The organism is Butyrivibrio proteoclasticus (genome assembly GCF_900115735.1).
GTDB classification, from domain to species: domain Bacteria; phylum Bacillota; class Clostridia; order Lachnospirales; family Lachnospiraceae; genus Butyrivibrio; species Butyrivibrio proteoclasticus_B.
Window position 1 is genome coordinate 13,901 of record NZ_FOXO01000020.1, and the last position, 18,979, is coordinate 32,879.

Annotated in this window: 20 protein-coding genes and 1 pseudogene; 14 read left to right on the plus strand and 7 right to left on the minus strand. The window is 38.2% G+C overall.

Features of this window, described 5'->3' with window-relative positions; genetic code table 11:
- The first annotated feature begins 112 nt into the window (after positions 1–112).
- From BM146_RS12365 to BM146_RS12375, 3 genes are all read left to right on the plus strand, one after another.
- Positions 113–1,495, plus strand: a complete 1,383-nt coding sequence (locus tag BM146_RS12365; protein WP_074889454.1) for a hypothetical protein — start codon at positions 113–115, stop codon at positions 1,493–1,495.
- Positions 1,496–1,506: 11 nt separating this feature from the next.
- Entirely contained in the window at positions 1,507–2,808 is a 1,302-nt protein-coding gene (locus BM146_RS20035; protein WP_074889457.1) for a DUF1186 domain-containing protein, read from the plus strand.
- A 97-nt stretch (positions 2,809–2,905) separates the two neighbouring features.
- Complete coding sequence (locus BM146_RS12375; protein WP_074889461.1) at positions 2,906–3,883, plus strand: ABC transporter permease subunit; 978 nt, start codon at positions 2,906–2,908, stop codon at positions 3,881–3,883.
- An 83-nt stretch (positions 3,884–3,966) separates the two neighbouring features.
- Here the strand turns inward: BM146_RS12375 and BM146_RS12380 are convergent, their stop codons facing one another.
- Positions 3,967–4,308, minus strand: a complete 342-nt coding sequence (locus BM146_RS12380) for a helix-turn-helix domain-containing protein (RefSeq protein ID WP_074889464.1) — start codon at positions 4,306–4,308, stop codon at positions 3,967–3,969.
- 105 nt (positions 4,309–4,413) lie between these two features.
- Between BM146_RS12380 and BM146_RS12385 the strand changes: the two genes are divergently transcribed.
- From BM146_RS12385 to BM146_RS12410, 8 genes and pseudogenes are all read left to right on the plus strand, one after another.
- Positions 4,414–4,785: a hypothetical protein gene (locus BM146_RS12385; protein ID WP_074889467.1), complete on the plus strand. Its 372-nt coding sequence runs from the start codon at positions 4,414–4,416 to the stop codon at positions 4,783–4,785.
- Positions 4,786–5,040: 255 nt separating this feature from the next.
- Positions 5,041–5,655, plus strand: coding sequence for a PBECR4 domain-containing protein (locus BM146_RS12390; protein WP_074889469.1), 615 nt, complete (start codon positions 5,041–5,043; stop codon positions 5,653–5,655).
- A gap of 235 nt (positions 5,656–5,890) precedes the next feature.
- Positions 5,891–6,319 (plus strand): hypothetical protein, encoded by a 429-nt coding sequence (locus BM146_RS12395; RefSeq protein WP_074889472.1) that lies wholly within the window; start codon positions 5,891–5,893, stop codon positions 6,317–6,319.
- Positions 6,320–6,385: 66 nt separating this feature from the next.
- A complete protein-coding gene (locus BM146_RS19510; protein WP_177201655.1) occupies positions 6,386–6,535 on the plus strand; it encodes a hypothetical protein in 150 nt (49 codons plus the stop codon).
- Positions 6,532–6,675, plus strand: a complete 144-nt coding sequence (locus BM146_RS19515; protein WP_177201656.1) for a hypothetical protein — start codon at positions 6,532–6,534, stop codon at positions 6,673–6,675. Before BM146_RS19510 ends, BM146_RS19515 begins: the two co-directional genes overlap by 4 nt.
- Before the next feature lie 24 nt (positions 6,676–6,699).
- A pseudogene (locus tag BM146_RS12400) lies at positions 6,700–6,948 on the plus strand (sodium:calcium antiporter); the annotation flags it as partial.
- Between the two features lie 176 nt (positions 6,949–7,124).
- Positions 7,125–7,958 (plus strand): YitT family protein, encoded by an 834-nt coding sequence (locus BM146_RS12405; RefSeq protein WP_074889477.1) that lies wholly within the window; start codon positions 7,125–7,127, stop codon positions 7,956–7,958.
- A gap of 186 nt (positions 7,959–8,144) precedes the next feature.
- On the plus strand, positions 8,145–9,461 hold the full coding sequence (locus tag BM146_RS12410; protein ID WP_074889480.1) for an IS4 family transposase: 1,317 nt from the start codon (positions 8,145–8,147) through the stop codon (positions 9,459–9,461).
- Positions 9,462–9,878: 417 nt separating this feature from the next.
- Here BM146_RS12410 and BM146_RS12415 read toward each other — a convergent pair whose 3' ends face one another.
- From BM146_RS12415 to BM146_RS12435, 5 genes are all read right to left on the minus strand, one after another.
- Positions 9,879–10,568, minus strand: coding sequence for a hypothetical protein (locus BM146_RS12415; protein WP_143087481.1), 690 nt, complete (start codon positions 10,566–10,568; stop codon positions 9,879–9,881).
- The gene (locus BM146_RS20515) at positions 10,471–10,854 is read right to left on the minus strand and encodes a helix-turn-helix transcriptional regulator (RefSeq protein WP_083413538.1); all 384 of its coding nucleotides are present in this window, start codon (positions 10,852–10,854) and stop codon (positions 10,471–10,473) included. The genes BM146_RS12415 and BM146_RS20515 overlap by 98 nt, the downstream gene beginning before the upstream one ends.
- Positions 10,805–11,137 carry a hypothetical protein gene (locus BM146_RS12425; RefSeq protein ID WP_074889489.1) on the minus strand — a complete coding sequence of 111 codons (333 nt, stop codon included), beginning with the start codon at positions 11,135–11,137 and terminating at the stop codon, positions 10,805–10,807. The genes BM146_RS20515 and BM146_RS12425 overlap by 50 nt, the downstream gene beginning before the upstream one ends.
- 289 nt (positions 11,138–11,426) lie before the next feature.
- Complete coding sequence (locus BM146_RS12430) at positions 11,427–11,675, minus strand: hypothetical protein (RefSeq protein ID WP_177201657.1); 249 nt, start codon at positions 11,673–11,675, stop codon at positions 11,427–11,429.
- Positions 11,676–12,096: 421 nt separating this feature from the next.
- Positions 12,097–13,584 (minus strand): alanine/glycine:cation symporter family protein, encoded by a 1,488-nt coding sequence (locus tag BM146_RS12435; RefSeq protein WP_074889492.1) that lies wholly within the window; start codon positions 13,582–13,584, stop codon positions 12,097–12,099.
- Positions 13,585–13,887: 303 nt separating this feature from the next.
- Here BM146_RS12435 and BM146_RS12440 point away from each other — a divergent pair, with 303 nt between their 5' ends.
- Both BM146_RS12440 and BM146_RS12445 read left to right on the plus strand, forming a co-directional pair.
- Complete coding sequence (locus BM146_RS12440) at positions 13,888–15,723, plus strand: acyltransferase family protein (RefSeq protein ID WP_177201658.1); 1,836 nt, start codon at positions 13,888–13,890, stop codon at positions 15,721–15,723.
- Between the two features lie 81 nt (positions 15,724–15,804).
- On the plus strand, positions 15,805–17,175 hold the full coding sequence (locus tag BM146_RS12445; RefSeq protein WP_074889603.1) for a sodium-dependent transporter: 1,371 nt from the start codon (positions 15,805–15,807) through the stop codon (positions 17,173–17,175).
- Positions 17,176–17,221: 46 nt separating this feature from the next.
- Here the strand turns inward: BM146_RS12445 and BM146_RS12450 are convergent, their stop codons facing one another.
- Entirely contained in the window at positions 17,222–18,244 is a 1,023-nt protein-coding gene (locus BM146_RS12450) for a glycosyltransferase family 2 protein (protein WP_074889498.1), read from the minus strand.
- A 142-nt stretch (positions 18,245–18,386) separates the two neighbouring features.
- Here BM146_RS12450 and BM146_RS12455 point away from each other — a divergent pair, with 142 nt between their 5' ends.
- Positions 18,387–18,893, plus strand: coding sequence for an acyl-CoA thioesterase (locus BM146_RS12455; protein WP_022774634.1), 507 nt, complete (start codon positions 18,387–18,389; stop codon positions 18,891–18,893).
- Positions 18,894–18,979 lie beyond the last annotated feature (86 nt).

Consider the following 18,979-nt stretch of genomic DNA (forward strand, 5'->3'; position numbering starts at 1 on the left):
TATGGAAGAAAGAATGACATTGGGAGAGATTGCAAAGCCGGCTGGGTATTGAAAACCGGTACAGATTTCATATGAAATTTATAGATATAAGTTTGAGAACACGGAGATAAGTATGAGTCTTAATAAAATGTTAGAGCAGAAGGAAATGAAAGAACTAATTAGACTTCTTAGACAGTATGATCTGGAGGACTGCCTGGGGCTCTCTCCGGTCGATATAGATAAAGCATATAGGGCTTATTCAGATGAGAGATCACTTTCGCCGGAATTTTACATTGACTGTTTGGAAGAAGATGAACCGGATTGGTCTGAATATGCTGAGGAAGGAGAAGACTTTATTGAAGAAAGCAAAAGAGTCTGGGCTGAAGAAAAAGAACTTGGCAGAACTATAAAGAAGATTGAGAACTCAAAAGTAATTATTTGCAAGGCACTAGAGGAGCATCTTACAAAGCAATCAACCCTTGAAGAAATGTATCTTAGATTTTCTGATAATACACTTTTCTTTATCAGGAAGTTGATAGAAGAAGGCGAAGAAACGCGAACTGGTGATGTTGTGATGGAGATTGACTTAAAGAGTGACGATAGAACACGCGTGATTTTTCTGGAAACTTATTGTGGTATCTGCGAATTTAAAAGAGTGCCGGCATATAAATCAGAGGATGGGTATGAACACCTTGTTTTTGTATCTTTTGACAAAGAAGTGCTTGGGATTCTTGAAAAACTTGATACAGTGGACAACGATACAGAGCGCAGAATAAGGAGCGTAATAGAGGATGTCAACTATGTGGCTATAAAATATAATGATGCACTGCCGATAGAAACAGCCTATGAATTTTTCAGGACTTATGCAGAGCAGACGAAGGAGTGTCAGTTGCTTTCCTTTGAAAATTATATTGATAAGTCCCTGGAATGCTCCCATAGAGGAATGCATTGTATATGTGAATATAAAGGCAAAAAATATATGACAGAGCCGGGAAATCTAGAGACTGCCATAACTGATGGAGAGATTATTGAGGTTAAGGAAAGTGAAGATGATTATCCATCATTCTTTGAAGCGACGATTGAAGAAATGGAGAAATCTCATCTGAAACATTACATTCCGTCAGCAGAAGAGATGAAGGAGTATCTGGATAATGGCTATTGGCCGACAAGAGAATGCTACGCCAGGCTCAAAGACCTTATTACGGAGATTTATCTTGATGAGCAAACCATTGAAAATGCTACAGGTGCAATGTTTAGAATATTTGATAAAGGGAATTTGGAGCGTAGATATTATTCAATGGATGACGTCGAGGATAATGTTAGAGATTTGATTGGTTACATAACAATGTCAATTATGGGTAATAATGATATAGATGATATACTCGATGACAATGAGCTTAAAGCTGTTACATGGATTCTTAAGGACGAAACAAAAGATAAACTCAAACAGATTATTACGGATTGTTCCCTAAAAACTAATAAACCATCGCTTATGGGACATACAGAGAAAGCGTAGGAGAAATAGATATGAATCAAGATTTGAAAAAAGCAATAAGAGAGCTTAATGTTGATAATAAATTAATAAGGAAAAAAACGCTCGAAACAATAAGAGCTAACAGAGAAGAGGCTACAGAGTATTTTTTGCAAAGCCTTGACGCAATGATAGATGACCCGATGACAGAAAATATCAGGATTATTGATGAGAGCTTTTTTGGAGTATTCTTTTTGGCGGAATGGAAAGAAACTTCAGCATTTAAGAAAGTCCAAAAGCTGTTCCATCTTTTGGGAGATAATATACATCGTTGGACCGGTGATGCTCTCACAGAAAATTTTCCGGCAGTTTTGTGGCAGCTATATGATGGGGATTTTGAGAATCTAAAGATCGGTATGCTAGATGGCGAAATGGAATCGTTTGCCAGAACTCCATTCATGGATATTATTTTTCAGATGTATACAGATGGTGAGATAAGCAAGAGTATGTTGCTTGAAATAATGGAATCATTGGAGAAGATTCCCGAGGAAGAAAACGATTATCTTGTTGTGACCGAGCTGTGCCTGAATATGGTTAAAGCACATATATATGAATATCTACCTAAAATACGCCAGTGGTTTGAAAAAGATTTCATCGATCCAATGATAGCAGGGTATTATTCTGATTACGTGGACATATTATTTGAAAAGCGCTTTGATGAAGGTGAATTTGTAAATAAGGATTTTGTTCTGGAGAGAGAACTTCATAAGTGGTATGAGATTGAAGGCTGGGAGAACCAAAAGGGTAACATACAACGGGATTTTTCGAAGATTGATTTTAATTCTGCTGTTGAAAGAGCTTATGATATGCTTGAAAATCCTTTTAAGAATGTTGGACGCAATGATCCGTGTCCATGTGGCAGTGGGAAAAAATACAAAAAGTGTCATTATCTAATAGCTAGTACATTTGAAAATAAAGATAACGGCATTGAGAAAAATAAAGACAGAGATAAGCATCTAAAGTATTACCCCAGGCTTTCCTTTAATCCTGAAACCATGGAGGATAGAGCGGATTTTGTACGTGATGAAGGCAGGCTCTATCTTGAAGACCTTTATGATAGGGAAAGCATATCTATAGATTATTATGTCTATCTTGCATTTAAACAGGATAACAAAGCGACTTTTGATATGAGAAGTGCTGAAGAGAAGAAACAGCACGAAGTGATAAAGAAAGCGTATCTTAAACGTGCAAGGGAACTCTATGATAAAAAGGTCATAAAAGATAACATCGCTGATACAGAAGAGTTTGATAAAAAGTATTCTATTCACTATATGGTAGATGAATGGATAAATAATTAAGACAAACGATATTAAGTAGAGATTATTTGAAAGGAAGGAACAAACATATAATGTATCCCTTTATCGCTATTATCCCGAATTCGGGATAATTCAGATAATGGATGAGAATTTCTTTACAGAGATGAGAGAGTCTGCTGATCAGGAAGAATCAGGGTTATGGTATTCTGCGACACTATATGCAAGGAGAGTATTTAGATATAATGAGTCACAGTCTCTTCTTCATAGCTCAGAGGAACAAGAAAAATGGACAGAAGATATATTTTATGAGACTAGAAAACGAGTTATAGATGAGTTTGCAGATGCATTCTATCTGACGAGAAAAGAGCGGGAATATTGGGATGAAATGGAAGAAATCAATCCGAAACCGTTTATCTACCGCAGCACAACTGATGTTCAGAACCTCCGAGACACCTATCAGTTTACCATGACTATAACCTGTTTGCTGATAGCTGTGTTTTTATCCGGAAGCTTTGCGGGGGAAAGTGAAGATAAAACAGATGCACTTATCTATTCCAGTAAATATGGACATAAATATGCAGTGGCTACAAAACTGATGGCCGGATGTACATTTTCACTTGTAATAGGATTTATGATGTTCCTCATGACTCATATCCCGGTTGCAATATTCAGTGGACTCCATGGTCTTGATGCGCCATGGTATATGGTCATGCCTTTCTCGGTGATGTCTGTTAAGGCATGGCAGATGCTACTTTTGCATACAGTGGTGTATATGCTAGGTTGTATACTCACCGGACTCCTGGTAATGATGTTGTCACTGTTGCTTGACAAATCTATGGCAGCTGCGGGAATGGTTTTTACCGTTATAGTATGTGATCTTTTGGGAAGTGTACCAACACATATGCGTGTGTTGAGCCAGATATGTTATCTGACTCCAATTTCTGTATTGCTAAATTCTAATGTTCCGGATATGCGCTTAACTAAGCTGTTTGGGACATATTTGATATCATTTCAGACAGGATCGTTATTATATTTGCTATGTGGATTGCTTTTGGTTATCGTAACTGTTAGGATCTTTCGAAGAAGATACTGTTGGAAGAATGATTCAGGCAGCTGAATGGGGAATTCTGAGGCATCATAAAAGTTCAATCACGGTCGCCGGCAGTAAGAGAGAAGCAGTGATGCTTCTCTTTTTTGCGTTCATTTATTTTGCTGAGTCAGTTTATTAAAGCATTCTAATAACCTTTTTTCTAAGGATTTATCCTTCTGGAGAGAGTTTACAAATGAAAAGAGTTCTGGGTCTTCAGATGAAGAAATTGTTATTACATTGGGAGATGGATCATCTGTTAAGCCATAAAGATAGTCAGAAGTAGTGTTAAACGTTGATGCTATGAAACACACAGTTTGGAATGATGGCTCCCTTTGCCCATTTTCATAACGCCCGTAACCCATTGCGGACATGTTGAGTTTTCTTGCTGCTTCAGCTTTGTTCATACCTAATTGTTCACGAATTTTGATCATTCTTTCAGCTTTGAATTTCATATGTACCTCATTACACTATTGGCAAGTAACCAATGGTTATGTATTATACAATAACCGATGGTTATATTATAGCCTAAATTTTTCATTTATCAAGGAGAAATAAAAATGGGATGTTGGACGATTGTGGCAGGTGAACTAGAGATAATTCCTGCGCCAGATGAGACATTGATCAAGGAGTACATAAAGTTTTCAAATAGGGTCAATCCGTATGAAAAAATGGATGAAAACTTTCCAAATCCGTGGTTTTTTAATGAGGATAATCGATTAGAGTCGATAGCTGGTAAATTTGCCGAACCTTCTGTCTGGTATGACTACATAAAGAACTTTTTTGAGGCGCTAGGTTATAAACTGGTTGGTGAAAAGCAAATAGTGGGTGAATGTGACCCTGGAGTAAATTTCTGGGAATTGGATGATATTCAGTACAAGAAGTATAAAAAGTGGAAAGAGAGGATTCAGGATTATGAATTGGGAGCGTAAAAATGTGCAATGAATTTTCTATGAATTATCTTTTTATATTCTTGACTTAAGGTTTTGATTACAATACTATAATCTTAACAGCGGACACTTGAGGTTCGTTTGAACGTTGAAATCAAAGAGGGTTCTGGAACGCTTTCTTTGATGGAGTTCTAGGTGGGTTCGATAAATAACCACAAACCAGATAGGATTATCCGAAAGAAAATTATCTAAAAGACCTTGTAGCCAAATACAAGGTCTTTATTTTTTGGAGATACAATGGGAGTATTAGAATCTTTAAGTTCATATGACAAATTGCTAAATACGGAATATCTTATAAAAATAGGCCGTAAAGGAAAGGCTGGCGTTCTTTGTCTGGTTTTTGATAAGGTTGATTGGTTCCACACGATGGGATTGCATTATCTGAAGGATCTTGAATTCTTAAACGTACATGGAGCTCAAACAGAATCTTTATATGATGAAATCATCGCAGGAACCTATGAAAATGCTGACTTTAAAAAATCAAGGCATTATACAGATGAAATGGAATCAAGGGTAGAACTTTTCGGACAGCTTGCGGACATAATAGAAAAGCTGGACAACCAAGAGTACAGCTTTTTTGGCTTTAGTAAAAAGAAGTGCCCTTGGACAAGTATCAATGCAGATTATCTGATAAACAATCATGAGAGATTTGAAAATCTTATGTTATATAAGAAAAGTGATAATTTGGCAGGAATAATATTTATCAGTGAAATGTCTATCTTTTCTTCAGAGGCAAGCAAGAATGACTACACAGTTGGACAGACACAGTATACAGTTCTTAAGGTTGAAAAACGCGACAAGGTTACAGGTACTGTGACACCTGTATTTACACATAGAAACTATAAAGAATAAAGTAGTTTAAGTACATTTGATGTATATCCATAACTAGGTTCAAAAGTGGATTCAGAAAATAAAGTGAAACCGCCAGCCTCCTTTCCATCAATGTTTGCAAGACGCAGGAAAGTTCGATCCCGGTTGCCGACAGTAATGAGATTGGCTGTAATCTTAGAGTTTATCTGAGTTTGCAGCCTCTTCCTTTTTTTGCTAATATATTGGAAGAAGTTTGAAATACATGAGAGAGTTTTAGATGAAGCTTAGAGCATTTGCTAAAAACTCAATATTGCTTCTTATATTGTTTACCATTGTAGTAGGTGGTATCTTTTTTGATGCCCATGAAAGCCTGAAATTATCAGATTGGTTTGGCTATGGCGCAGCTGTTGAAGAGTCTCAGACATCCAGACCATTGAAAGCAAACTCTTATGTAAACTATAACATCACGCATATACTGTCAGCAGCAGAGATAAAGGATGTCAGTATTCTTGGTGAAGTAATTAAAAAACTTGAAAGAAGCTCATCAAATAAGAGAATTGTCATTCTGACACTGATTTTATGCTTCTTTCTGTCTATAGGCACTTTTTTTAAGTGCAATCTACCTTCAATCTTTCCTTGGACAAGTGTCATTTGTTCAAGGAACAACATCATGCTCTATATTCATGAGCAGGATGGTCTAAAATAATTAATTCCCAAAACAACTGAATAAAAAAGTATTTGCCATATTTAATTTGAAAAAGGAGATTTAGAAATGGTTGCAGATGCGATTGTTGTGATATGCACGGTCCTGGTGGTCGGTGCTGTTATTTGGGTGGTTATAGCCGAGCATAATGCGCCGGATTATGATGAAGGCGAAACAAAGGAAAAAAATGATAAGAAAGATTCGGAGGTTAGAAAATGAACAACTTTATAACATACATATTCATTATTTTTATGGTCATCTTTGGCGGTTTTTCTACATTATATGTTGTAGTATCACTTCCGGTAACAATCATATATAAGATTTATAGAAAGATTAAATTCGGGGAGAAGATTCTATAATATTATGAATGATGGAGAAAAAAGATGATAAAGGATGTATTTATACTGCTGATTGGCTTTATTGCACTTATAAAAGGTGCTGATATATTTGTTAAAGGAAGTTCAGATGCAGCAAAGAACCTTAAAGTTCCTTCAGTAATAATTGGACTTACTATTGTTGCTCTTGGCACAAGTGCACCGGAACTGGCAGTAAGTGTCTCAGCTGCACTACAGGGATCCAATGAAATTTCAGTGAGCAATGTTGTTGGTTCCAACATTTTTAGCGCTTATGTATTCGAGAACATCTAATAGGATAAACAGAATTGAAGGATGCTCATTGGTTCTGATATACTTGGTTTATATTGGATATGCCATTTGTAGATGACAAGTGTAAGAGAAGAGTCAATATAGGGGCAGCATATTACTGCCCCTACATATGAAGGCTACATAATAGAGGAAGGTAGTGCTAAATGAAGAAGAGGAAAGATTTGGTGTCTTACATATTTATCATTGTTGGTGCTTTAATGGCAAGTTTCTCGGTTGCTCTTATACTTCTTCCCAATGATGCTATTGATTATGGAACTGCCGGTGTGGCAATCATAATAAGCAAACTGACAGGTGCGCAATTATCAATCTGTGTTCTTTCTGTATTTATCCCTTTTATTATTGCGGGCTATGCATTTCTGGGCAAGGAGTTCACAATTAAGGCTGCTATTGGATCTGTTGTATATACTGTGGGGCTTGAATTTTTTGAGAATGTACCATTTGAGCTAAACACAGAGCATTTTTTAGCTGTAGCATTTGGAGGAGCTATTTTAGGTGCGGGATTGTCACTTATTCTTCGCAGTGGAGGCTGCATAGACGGATCGGAAATCCTTGCAAATATTGTAGTAAAGAAGTTATCTGATGTTACAGGCAGAAACTACAGTATGACGCCGGTATTACTTGTTTTTAATGCATTGGTATACCTTACAGTTTTTGTGGAGATAGATATGACGGCAGCTCTTTTAAGCCTTTTGGTTTATGTTGTGGCAACTGTTGTAATAGACCATTATACAGATCACTTTGAAGCCATCAAGCAGGTTACGATCATCACGCAGGATCCAGACGGGATTATTAAAGACATAAAGGACAGACTTAATAAGACCTGTACGATCATGGATACCAGAGGTGCTATTGCAGGAAATAATAATACACTGATCTGTTACATCAGTTATTTTGAGCTTCCTATAATGAAGGAGATTATTTCAAGCCATTCAGGGAGTTTTAGCACTGTATCTACCATAGATGAAATATTGAGATAAATGGACCACAAACTCCCCGTCCCCTAGGACCACCAATGTCATTAAGATAAGAAAAACTGAATAAATTTAGCAGATATGTGATGCGTGTGGCATATCTGCTATTTTTTTTGAAAAAAACACTTGACAAATTAATCAAAAAATGTGGCGAAGCCCTTGAAATATATACTTTTTAAGGAGGCGCCCCATATGCAATTTTCGGAAGAAGTTAAGGCTACTTTGTGGAGTTTAATTGATGAAATGACTTTGGATTTAGGTAGGTTTACAGTAAATCCAGATACTGATTTTAAGAGGAAAAGAAAATGGGATTTTCAAACATTAATTAAATTTATCATTTCCATGGAAAGCCAATCACTAAAAAATGAGCTTCATAAGTATTTTGGTTATACAACAGACTGTCCAACGAATGCTTCATTCAATCAAAGACGAGCTCAGATTAAATCAGAAGCATTTCAATATCTCTTTCAAAAATTTACTGCAACCTATAATACAAAATCGAACCTTTATAAAGGATACCGATTACTGGCTTGCGATGGTTCTGATATAAACATTGCTCATAATCCCAATGATGAGGAAACTTATTTTAAAGTTGGTACTGCAAAAGGTTTTAATCAGTTACACCTCAATGCAATGTTTGATTTATTAGACCGAATATACACCGATGCTATAATTCAACCAGCGCGAAACGAAAATGAACATAAAGCTTTTTGCGATATGGTAGATAGATATGCTTCAAACGATAAGACCATCTTTATAATCGACAGAGGTTATGAATCCTATAATAACCTTGCTCATGTGTTTGAAAAAGACGCATTTGTCTTGGTTAGAGCTAAAGATATCAATAGCAGTGGGATTCTATCTGGATTAAAACATTTGTTGCCAAACAGGAATGAATTTGATGAGGAAATAGAGATAATCCTCACTCGAAAAGGCACAAATGAGGTGATTAATCATCCTGAAATATATAAATGTTTTCATAAAAAAAATAGCTTTGATTATATAGACATTGAAGATAATCCATTCTACAAAATGAAACTAAGAATTTTAAGATTTCCAATTTCGGAAACAGAGTATGAGTGCATTATAACAAACATTTCTACAAAAGACTTTTCAACCAAGGAAATCAAGGGATTATATGCTATGAGATGGGGAATTGAAACTTCATTCAGGGAACTTAAATATGCAGTAGGGTTAACTAGTTTTCATTCTAAAAAAAGAGAATACATTATTCAGGAAATATGGGCGCGCTTGCTTTTATATAATTTTTGCGAAGTAATTACAGCCCATGTGAGCATCCAAAAATGCACTGAGAAACATACATATCAAATAAACTACACATTTGCAATTCATGTATGCAGATATTTTATAAGTAAAATGGCGGAGAAATCTCCGCCAAATGTTGAAGCTCTAATAAGTAAAGAATTCTTACCTGTACGTCCTGGACGTCACGACCCTCGCAAAGTCGATCACAAGAAAGTAGTAAGTTTTCTCTACCGCGTAGCTTAACAACAATGATACTATACTACCAAATTTGGCAGATGAAAACATCTGTCTATTTGTGCTGCACTAAAATCAAAATAAAATGTTATACTAATATACTTCTTGATAATTATTCGTTCAACACAGCCTTTTATCTATTATCTTAATGACATTGGGTGCCAGTCCGACCGGGACGTAAATTCATAAGAATTATACGTCACCAGTCGGCTGAACCATTAACCTACCGATAAATCAACAAAACAGAATACACTGAATAGTAGGCGGCCCCTGATGACCGTCTGTTTGCCTTTTTCAAAAATAGAATTTTTGACCGTAAACCCGAGAACTGGATATATTTTGTTTGGATTTATCATGGTTATAATAATATACTGTTATCAAGATTTATGCTATCTAAATGACATTGGGACGGGGTTGTTGGTCCATTTACTGCATATTAACTGTTATTTTCCCCAGTGTGATCTTGTCAAGAATATCCTCATTTGTCCATGTCACATGCCTGGGCAGGACTTCTTCAAGATAATACTCACCGTCCCAGTTCACAAGCTTATAGGGATCTCCCGGGTATGCGCTCACTCCTTCGCTGACGGCAAGTGACATTGCATATTTAGATGCCAGGGACTGTTTCCTGCATATTTCTGTTATCATCGCTTCGCTTAGCCCTGTAGCGCTCATCTGCAGCGCGTCCATGCTGCCGATCGTCTCCTGCGCCTTAGACGCCGCGCTCTTTTCTTCAGCGCTGCTTAGCATTAACCCTTTGCCCATGGCTTCCCGGTAATATAACTCATCAGCTATACAGGAGTTTATTGCTACCTTTTTGGCATAGTCACACACAAACTGAGAATCCATCCCCGCGGAGAAATGGGTATTCCACCAGTGTTTGGGATTCTCGGGATCATATAAGAGAGCCTGTTTCTGGACAAAGGCCTCCACTTCATATATGTAATACCCAAATTCCCTGAGTGTGATGTTTACTCCATCAACCGCGATGACCGGATCGTCAAGGTGCTCAGTATAATCAAATCTGCCGAGGATCCTTCCGCAGATTGCGCCGGCAATCAATATGCTGTTTGCAATGATGATCGCTATAACTGCTTTTTTGAGAGACACTTTCATTTTCGTTCCTTCCGGGCAGGCATGCTGCCTTATCTGTCGGGCGAAAAAGTTCTTTAAATTCTTTTCTTCTAGGGACCCAGGCCTTCTCATATATACTGGTGAAGTGATTCCTGACTGTCTGCTCCGAGATTCCAAGCATATATGCTATTCTTCGGTTTGAAAAACCGGACACCTTTAAATATCCCAGTTCAAGCTCTCTTTTTGTAAGTCCGAATTGCCTTGCCACCTGAAGATACTTATCCTTTGTTATTCCGGCATAACTCATCTTCCATATCCATTTCTTCATTCATCCTGCGCTCAGCATTGAGCCTTAGCGGCAGAAGGAAGAACTCAATAATAACAGCGTACAGTCCGGACAAAAAGCAGACTGCCAGGTTGGGACCCAGAGTCGACATGTCATCAAGATGGCCCATGATGAGCACTCCTGATATTATGATTGCAAAAAGAGCTGCAAAGACCGTGAGCTTCTGAGCCGCCGCAACGGCTTCTATTATGTTTTTCAGCTCAAGAAGCCTGTAATCTTTGATCCCCACAGAAAACGACTTTACAAAGTCTTTCCATTCTCCCATGATAAGAAGCCCCGGGATCAGGATAAGCAGAATAATGATCAGTGATGGAAGATCTATAAACTACGCCACAGCTGATAATCCGTAGCTTCCCCCCAGGAGCAGAAAAGTAAATACTGCCACAAAGAGCAAAAGTTCCCCAAGTAAAACCATGCGAATATTCTTTTTCATAATATAAGTCTCCTTTTGTAAATGGGTAATTGACCATATTAAATGTCCCTATAATCAAGATATACCACATATACCTGGGGAATTATATAGTACCTTTTGAGTTCGGGCGGAATACGTCGCTTTACCAGATCAGTGGTATAACCTTGTACCTTACCCGCTTTTTGTAATCAGAGTATCCCTCAAACCCTTCTTCAAGTACCTGTTCTTCATTGCGGATACGTTTAGCGATTATTGGAATATTTAAGAGCATGATGGCAAAAGAAATAACCGATCCAAGCACAAGAGGCATTGATAAGAACAAAAGAAAACCTACAAGCAGCACTCCCGATATCACTTTTGTTATTGCCTGTGCAAACAATTTACCACTCATACAAAGTCTCTCCCAAAATGCAGAATTCTGCATTTTCAGCGATTACGATAATATTATAAAACAGCCCGGGACAAATGTCCCCCTGACTCCGTCCCAATGCCATTTAGATAAGAAAAAGTTGTGACAGAGCAACAAGCATGATATTTATAGCGTCTACGTGAGATGCTGCTCTTTATTAGTAGTAGAACACGTAAAAATAAACAGATATTTGGAAAAAATACGTGAGGAGAGGCTTGTTAACGTGGGTGTATCACGTAGAATGCCAGAAAATCATTGCGAAACTACGTGATAACAGTCTAAAGATAAAGCGGTGTCACGTAGATGTCCACGCTACTATATAATCTGAAGAACGTAGCATGCCTATTTCGCATTTACTGCATTTTCTTATCTAAATGACATTGCTAGGACCACCCGAAGGGTGTTATAGTTCTTTTTCATGCAATGCCTGAATATCATCAATTGCGGAGAGCATAGGTTTTACGTTCTGATGGAGAATGACTCTCTGAACGTAGTTATGAGTGATCTGCATAACTGTGCCGCTTAGTGAAAGGACACCGATAAGGTTAGGTATTGCCATCATTCCGTTGAATGTATCTGAAAGATCCCAGGCAAGTGTAAGATCCATAGTTGCGCCAAATACGATGAATACTACGAAAATGATGTGGTAGAACTTTATATTTTTTCTTCCGAAAAGATATTCAAATGCTTTGCTTCCGTACTGGCTCCAGCCAAGAGTAGTAGAGAAGGCAAAGAGCAAAATAGCGATTGCGATAAAGGCATATCCGAACTTACCAAATACAGTTGAAAAAGCTTCAGCGACAAGAGCGGTTGATACCTGACTTGAAGTTACAACGCCGGTCTCAAGGTCCACAAGACCACTTGAAAGAACTGCAAAAGCTGTGATGGAGCATACGATTATAGTATCTGCAAATACCTCGAAAATTCCCCACATTCCCTGAACTACAGGCTCACGAACGTTTGAGCTTGAGTGAACGATTACTGATGAGCCAAGTCCGGCTTCGTTAGAGAATACTCCTCTTTTCATTCCCCACTGAACAGCCATTGCTACGCCGCTACCTACAATACCGCCGCCTACAGCGCGAAGGCCAAAGGCACTTTTGATGATTGATGTAAATACTGCGCCAAGCTGGTCAATGTGCATGATGCAGACTATGATGGCGCCGACCATATATATGATAGCCATGAAAGGAACAAGTTTTTCTGTGACAGAGGCGATTCTCTTAAGACCGCCAACGATAACAAGGCTTGCAATGATCATAAGTAAGATTCCGGTAACAATGCTTGGGATACCAAAGGCAGTGTTCATATTGACTGCGATTGAATTGATCTGGCCCATGTTGCCGATACCAAATGAAGCTAGGATACAGAAGATACTAAAAAGAACTGCCAGGACAGAGCCTGCAACCTTGCAGCCGGGCTTGGAACCCAGGCCGTCACGAAGATAATACATAGCACCGCCGCACCACTCATTTCTTTCGTTTCTTCTGCGGTAGTAAATACCAAGTACATTTTCTGAGAAGTTAGTCATCATTCCGAAAAATGCCACAATCCACATCCAAAAAATAGCACCTGGGCCACCTGATGCGATGGCAGCAGCAACACCGGCGATATTACCTGTTCCAATTGTAGCTGCCAGTGCTGTACACAGGCTCTGGAACTGAGATATCTGAGTGTCATTCTTTTTCGTATGTGCAGTGACATGCGAGTCTTTAAATATTCCACCGATCGTGTTCGAAACCCAATGTTTAAAGTGGGATATTTGGAAAAATTTAGTGAGACATGTCATAAGAATTCCTGTTCCTACTAAAAGAACAAGCATTGGAAGTCCCCAAACAAATCCGTTTACGGCATTATTGACGTTTTCAACAGTTGATAAAAATTTCTCCATATGACTCTCCATCCTATTAAAAAAGTTTTTTTTACTTTATCACATTAAAATCAGAAAAGGAAGTAAAATGTATAATTGTATACAAAAATATTGCAACAATACATGCTACCGATAAAAAGAAAACGTGTTTATAATAAATGTAGCAAAAAGCATGACATCTTGAACTAAATTCCAGAAATCCGCATATACTGCGGATTTCGTGAGAATATGAGTGAAGAGTCAACCAAGCCTCATCGACGAAGTCGATTTAAATTAGCTTGGTTGATGCATTCTTGAATTGTTGATTCAAGAATGCATATTACTATGAGTGGGGGATTATGGACAATGGAGGAAGGCATCTTTAGGGGAAGAAAGATACAGTTTTCGCAGGACTATCTAAATCTGAAGCAGAGTAAGCAGATCCAGGCGCTTGCGTGCATCGGAATCATGATACATCACGTCACACAGCAGATAACGTCATATGGAAATAATCCTAAAGGACCCATCACTGTATTTAGTTACATAGGATTTATGTTCACAGCACTGTTCTTTTTCTTTTCTGGATATGGGCTTATCTATAGCTATCTAAGTAAAGAGGACTATCTTGGAGGTTTTCTTAAAAAACGCCTTCCGGCGGTGCTTATCCCTTTTTGGATTACCAATCTTTTGATTGTTTTGGCCCAGTTGTTCTATAAAAAAGAATCCCTTGGTTTAGTTAAGGGGTTAAAAGAGATACTTGGTCTTATATTGGTAAACAGTAATGGCTGGTTTGTGATAGAGATTGTTATTTTGTATCTTTTGTTTTATGGCGTTTTTTCAGTTGTGAAGAACAAGGACATGGCGCTGTTTTTGCTGTGTCTTTTAACAGTTGCACTGATTGGATTTAGCTTTTTCCAGGGCCATGATCCATATGAAGGAAAGGTCCACTGGTTTAGAGGCGAGTGGTGGTACAATTCTACGATCTGCTTTTGCTATGGGCTTATATATGCAAGGTTCAAGGAACAGATAGAGAGTAAATTAAAAAGAGCTTACTATCCATTTGTTGTTGTGATGGGAATTCTTACGCTGCTCATGACAGCAGGCAATATCTATTGCCTTGATCACTATGGCTATTATCGTGAATGGGTGCATGATGGGGCGAGTTTTGCAGCGATAACTCTATTTGTACAGATGGTTACATGTATTATTTTTACGACTTTTGTGCTTCTTCTCAATATGAGATTCCCGCTAAAAAGCAGAATACTTGAGTATCTTGGGAGCATTTTGCTTCCGCTGTTTTTGGTACATGGCTATGTGGTGAATACTCTTTTGCATGATATAAGGGTGAGTGACTTGTTAAGATATGTGATCATAATTGGCGTAAGTATAGGCCTTGCGGCTGTCATCGCGCCGGTTACAAATTTTGCTGTCAAGGCTGTAAAAGAACTTTTGAATAATTCTTTTGAAACAACGAAGAGCAAAAAAACAAATTTAAAAAAGGTAGCGATCATTTTAGCTCTTATGTGCGGCTTGGCAGTAATAGCAATCCCTGTAATCCATTCAGTTGTTATTTCAAAAGAATTCAGTGAAGAATGCGCTGTTTTTAAGGATGCGCAGGTGGGCGATGTAGTAAAGTTTGGGCATTATAATACCAAGATTAACAATCCCGGGAAAGAGAGGCTGACCTGGGAAGTTGTAAAGAGGCAGGACGACAGGCTGTGCCTTATGTGCGAGTATGGAATCGCAGGAAGCTATTACAATCAGCATCATCAGGAGATAACCTGGGAAGATTCAGATATTAGAAAGCTTATAAATTCAAAAGAGTTCACGGGGAGCTTTAGTGGTAAGGAAGCGGATATCATCCTTCAAAATGATGGGGATATGCTGACTTTGTTAACCCCTGAGGAAGCAGAAGAGTTTTTTGAAAATGATGAGGCAAGGCAAATTGCAATAACAGATGTTGCGACCAGAAACGGAGTGAACATCAACACTCCCAGCAAGGTCAACAATTGGGATATGAAAGGCTACAGATCCTCATGGTGGTGGCTTAGAGGTGAAAATACAACTCCATGTATAACTGCACCAATTGTAACGGTTGACGGAACAATCGTTATGGATGAAAAAGTAGTAAATAAGCCAGGTGGGGCAATAAGACCTGTTGTTTGGATTTTATTGCGTTAAACCGGTAGCGTATTTTGAGGCGTTAGTGTATAATTTTTTTTATGCTTTTTTGAAAGAAGTTATTATAGATTGGAGAGTAGTATTTTGAAACAGGAACACAGAGGATCTTTTTCAGGAAAAATTGGTTTTGTATTGTCTGCGGCAGGCGCGTCAGTAGGCTTGGGAAATATTTGGAGATTCCCTTATCTTTGCGCTAAATATGGCGGAGGAATCTTCCTTATCGTGTATATTCTTTTGGCGCTTACATTTGGATATACCATGATAATTGCTGAGACTGCTATTGGAAGATATACCAAGAAAAGTCCGGTTGGAGCATTTAACAGTATCAGCAACAATAAATGGATGGGACTTGGCGGATGGATCAATGCTATTATCCCGATTTTGATCGTCCCCTATTATTCAGTAATTGGCGGTTGGGTATGCAAATATCTTTATGAATACATCACAAATGATGTGAATGTGATAGCGGGTGATACCTTTTTTACCGATTTTATAACTGATGGTATTGCGTCAGAGATTTGGTTTGTAGTCTTTGCTGCTCTTGTCATGATAGTAATATTCATGGGAGTTGAGGGCGGAATAGAGCGTGTATCAAAAATGGTTATGCCTGTTCTTGTGGTAATTGCAGTTATTATCTGTGTATACTCAGTAACAAGACCGGGTGCTTTGGAGGGGGTAAAATACCTCTTTGTCCCTAATTTCCAGCACTTTTCCATTATGACTATAGTTACAGCTATGGGCCAGATGTTTTATTCCTTATCAATAGCGATGGGAATCCTTATCACTTTCGGCTCATATGTAAAAAAGGAAGTCAGCATTGAAGGTTCAACCAAGCAGGTTGAGTTCTTTGACACCATAATAGCTATTCTTGCCAGCCTTATGATCATTCCTGCAGTATTCTCTTTTTATCACGGAGATGAGAGCATGCTCAAGGCAGGACCATCACTTATGTTCATAACTATGCCACAGATATTTGCAAGCATGGGATTTGGTAAGATTATAGGAATCCTTTTCTTTGCACTTGTTTTGTTTGCGGCAGTTACGAGTGCCATTGCACTTACAGAGAGCGCAGTTTCAACATTTTCTGATGAGTTTAAATGGAGCAGAAAAAAGGGAAGCATAATAATGATTGTCATCATGCTTGTACTTGGAAGCCTTTCATCCCTTGGAAATGGGCCTCTTAGCTCTGTGACAATAATAGGAATGCAGTTCCTTGATTTCTTTGATTTCCTTACAAACTCAGTTATGATGCCTATAGCAGCTGTCGCTACATGTGTACTTATAACCAGGTTTATGGGAATTGATAAGCTTGAAGCGGAAGTTGAGCAGGATGGACATCCATTCAAAAGAAAAAGAGTCTTCTCTTTTATGATCAGATTCCTTTGTCCTTTATTTGTTCTTATTATTTTAGTAAGTGCGATACTTAATGTATTTGGCATCATAAATATGTAATAGAAAATGCGGCATAAACAGTTGATTTATGCCGCATTTATTGATATCAATTGGTTTTTTTGTCATATATACTAATGATTAACTTGCATAAACTTACGGTAAATGCATTGGGATGTCTTATACAGGTATAGAGTAATCGGTTTGATCTGGAAGTGATGTTTACCTTGGTTGACATCACTTTTTTTCTTATATCAGGGCTCAGGAATATTTCCCTGACACCTTTGATGGTGCCCATGTCAGTGCTTCTAAGTACATTTTTTAGCACAATGAGCAGCATAATGACATATTCCCTGTCCATTTGTCTGTCATAATCAGGTATATTTTTGTCGGCGAAAATACTTCTAAAGGTTTTATCGGTAAGTTCAAGATTGGTAAGCAGTTTGGGACTGTAGGAATGGGCGATGGATGAACCTACAAGTCTGTAGTGATAAAAATATCCTTCCTTTACTATTACAAGTCTTTTACAGTCCAGAAGGCACGGAAGAATAATGTTCACGTCTTCACTCATAGAGATGTCAGTATTGCAGTATTTCAGATTCTCCATAAGGAGCTTTCTTGAAATAAGCTTCATACATCTGGACATGGTGATCGGTCGTACTTCATCGCCGAGAATGTGCGAATGTAGCTCTTCGAGGTCTTTTCCCATATAAATTCCAGGTGCAAGAGACTGAGTTTCCTTGCGGCGTTCGCCTGCTTTTTCAACAATGTAGTTGCTGGAAATAATTTCTGAATCTGTAAAAGATGGGTCAGTGAATGCCATCAGTTCTTTTGCCAAATCAAGGTCAATCCAGTCATCGCTGTCTACATAAGATAAGTAATCAGATGTGGCGGCTTTCGAACCCTCAATCCATGCGGACATGAGACCTCCGTTTGCCTTGTGTATTACTTTGACACGTGTATCTTTGTCTGCGTACTTATCACAAAGTACAGGACTAATACCATCGGTTGAACCATCATCTACAATGATTATCTCTATATCTGAAAATGTCTGTCCTAAAACAGAATCCATACACTTGGCAATGTATTTGGCTGTGTTATATACGGGAATGATAAAGCTGATTTTTGCCATTAAAATGCTCCTAAAAATATTCTTAGATTATAATAGCATACAGCATTTTTTTAAACAAAGAGTAATGATGATTGAGATGGCGTTTATATGAATTTTAGGTTAGAATTATAGGTATAAAAATCTCTTTTTGGAGGTATCGAGTATGGGCAAGGTTTTTCATGTTGACAAGCAGATAGCAAACAAAAATGTTGAGGATTCCATCACAGAATGGACTAAGGTGGTTAAGTATGATGATATCAACGCCGAGGACAGACTTTTCGGCGGAAAACTTATGAGCTGGATCGATGAGGTTGCAGGAACAGTAGCTGTAAGGCATTCAGGAAATCCTATAGCTACGGCAGCAATCGACAATATGCAGTTCAAACAGGGGGCAGTTCTCGGAGATGTTCTTGTAATGATAGGCAAGATCACATATGTTGGCAAAACTTCAATGGAAGTAAGGGTAGATACCTATGTTGAGGATGTTAAGACGGGAATGCGCCATGTGCTCAACAGAGCATATCTTACTGAGGTGTGCATCGATGACGACGGGACACCATGCCTTGTTCCTTACGGACTTAATATAAAGACTGAAAATGAAAAGGCTGAGTGGGAGGGTGCCATCAAGAGGCGTGAATTCCGCAAACAGCGCAGAATGGAAGGATTCTAAATTCTAATAAAAAATTTATAAAGACGTTGAAATTAACAATAGGGAGTGTTAAACTTTTGTCATATGGCGAAGTTTAACACTTTCTT

Bases quoted from the DNA above. Each gene is read 5' to 3' on its own strand.
- BM146_RS12365 (WP_074889454.1), top strand. From the start codon at position 113: ATGAGTCTTAATAAAATGTTAGAGCAGAAGGAAATGAAAGAACTAATT.
- BM146_RS20035 (WP_074889457.1), top strand. From the start codon at position 1,507: ATGAATCAAGATTTGAAAAAAGCAATAAGAGAGCTTAATGTTGATAAT.
- BM146_RS12375 (WP_074889461.1), top strand. From the start codon at position 2,906: ATGGATGAGAATTTCTTTACAGAGATGAGAGAGTCTGCTGATCAGGAA.
- BM146_RS12380 (WP_074889464.1), bottom strand. From the start codon at position 4,308: ATGAAATTCAAAGCTGAAAGAATGATCAAAATTCGTGAACAATTAGGT.
- BM146_RS12385 (WP_074889467.1), top strand. From the start codon at position 4,414: ATGGGATGTTGGACGATTGTGGCAGGTGAACTAGAGATAATTCCTGCG.
- BM146_RS12390 (WP_074889469.1), top strand. From the start codon at position 5,041: ATGGGAGTATTAGAATCTTTAAGTTCATATGACAAATTGCTAAATACG.
- BM146_RS12395 (WP_074889472.1), top strand. From the start codon at position 5,891: ATGAAGCTTAGAGCATTTGCTAAAAACTCAATATTGCTTCTTATATTG.
- BM146_RS19510 (WP_177201655.1), top strand. From the start codon at position 6,386: ATGGTTGCAGATGCGATTGTTGTGATATGCACGGTCCTGGTGGTCGGT.
- BM146_RS19515 (WP_177201656.1), top strand. From the start codon at position 6,532: ATGAACAACTTTATAACATACATATTCATTATTTTTATGGTCATCTTT.
- BM146_RS12405 (WP_074889477.1), top strand. From the start codon at position 7,125: ATGAAGAAGAGGAAAGATTTGGTGTCTTACATATTTATCATTGTTGGT.
- BM146_RS12410 (WP_074889480.1), top strand. From the start codon at position 8,145: ATGCAATTTTCGGAAGAAGTTAAGGCTACTTTGTGGAGTTTAATTGAT.
- BM146_RS12415 (WP_143087481.1), bottom strand. From the start codon at position 10,568: ATGAAAGTGTCTCTCAAAAAAGCAGTTATAGCGATCATCATTGCAAAC.
- BM146_RS20515 (WP_083413538.1), bottom strand. From the start codon at position 10,854: ATGAAGAAATGGATATGGAAGATGAGTTATGCCGGAATAACAAAGGAT.
- BM146_RS12425 (WP_074889489.1), bottom strand. From the start codon at position 11,137: ATGGGAGAATGGAAAGACTTTGTAAAGTCGTTTTCTGTGGGGATCAAA.
- BM146_RS12430 (WP_177201657.1), bottom strand. From the start codon at position 11,675: ATGAGTGGTAAATTGTTTGCACAGGCAATAACAAAAGTGATATCGGGA.
- BM146_RS12435 (WP_074889492.1), bottom strand. From the start codon at position 13,584: ATGGAGAAATTTTTATCAACTGTTGAAAACGTCAATAATGCCGTAAAC.
- BM146_RS12440 (WP_177201658.1), top strand. From the start codon at position 13,888: ATGAGTGGGGGATTATGGACAATGGAGGAAGGCATCTTTAGGGGAAGA.
- BM146_RS12450 (WP_074889498.1), bottom strand. From the start codon at position 18,244: ATGGCAAAAATCAGCTTTATCATTCCCGTATATAACACAGCCAAATAC.
- BM146_RS12455 (WP_022774634.1), top strand. From the start codon at position 18,387: ATGGGCAAGGTTTTTCATGTTGACAAGCAGATAGCAAACAAAAATGTT.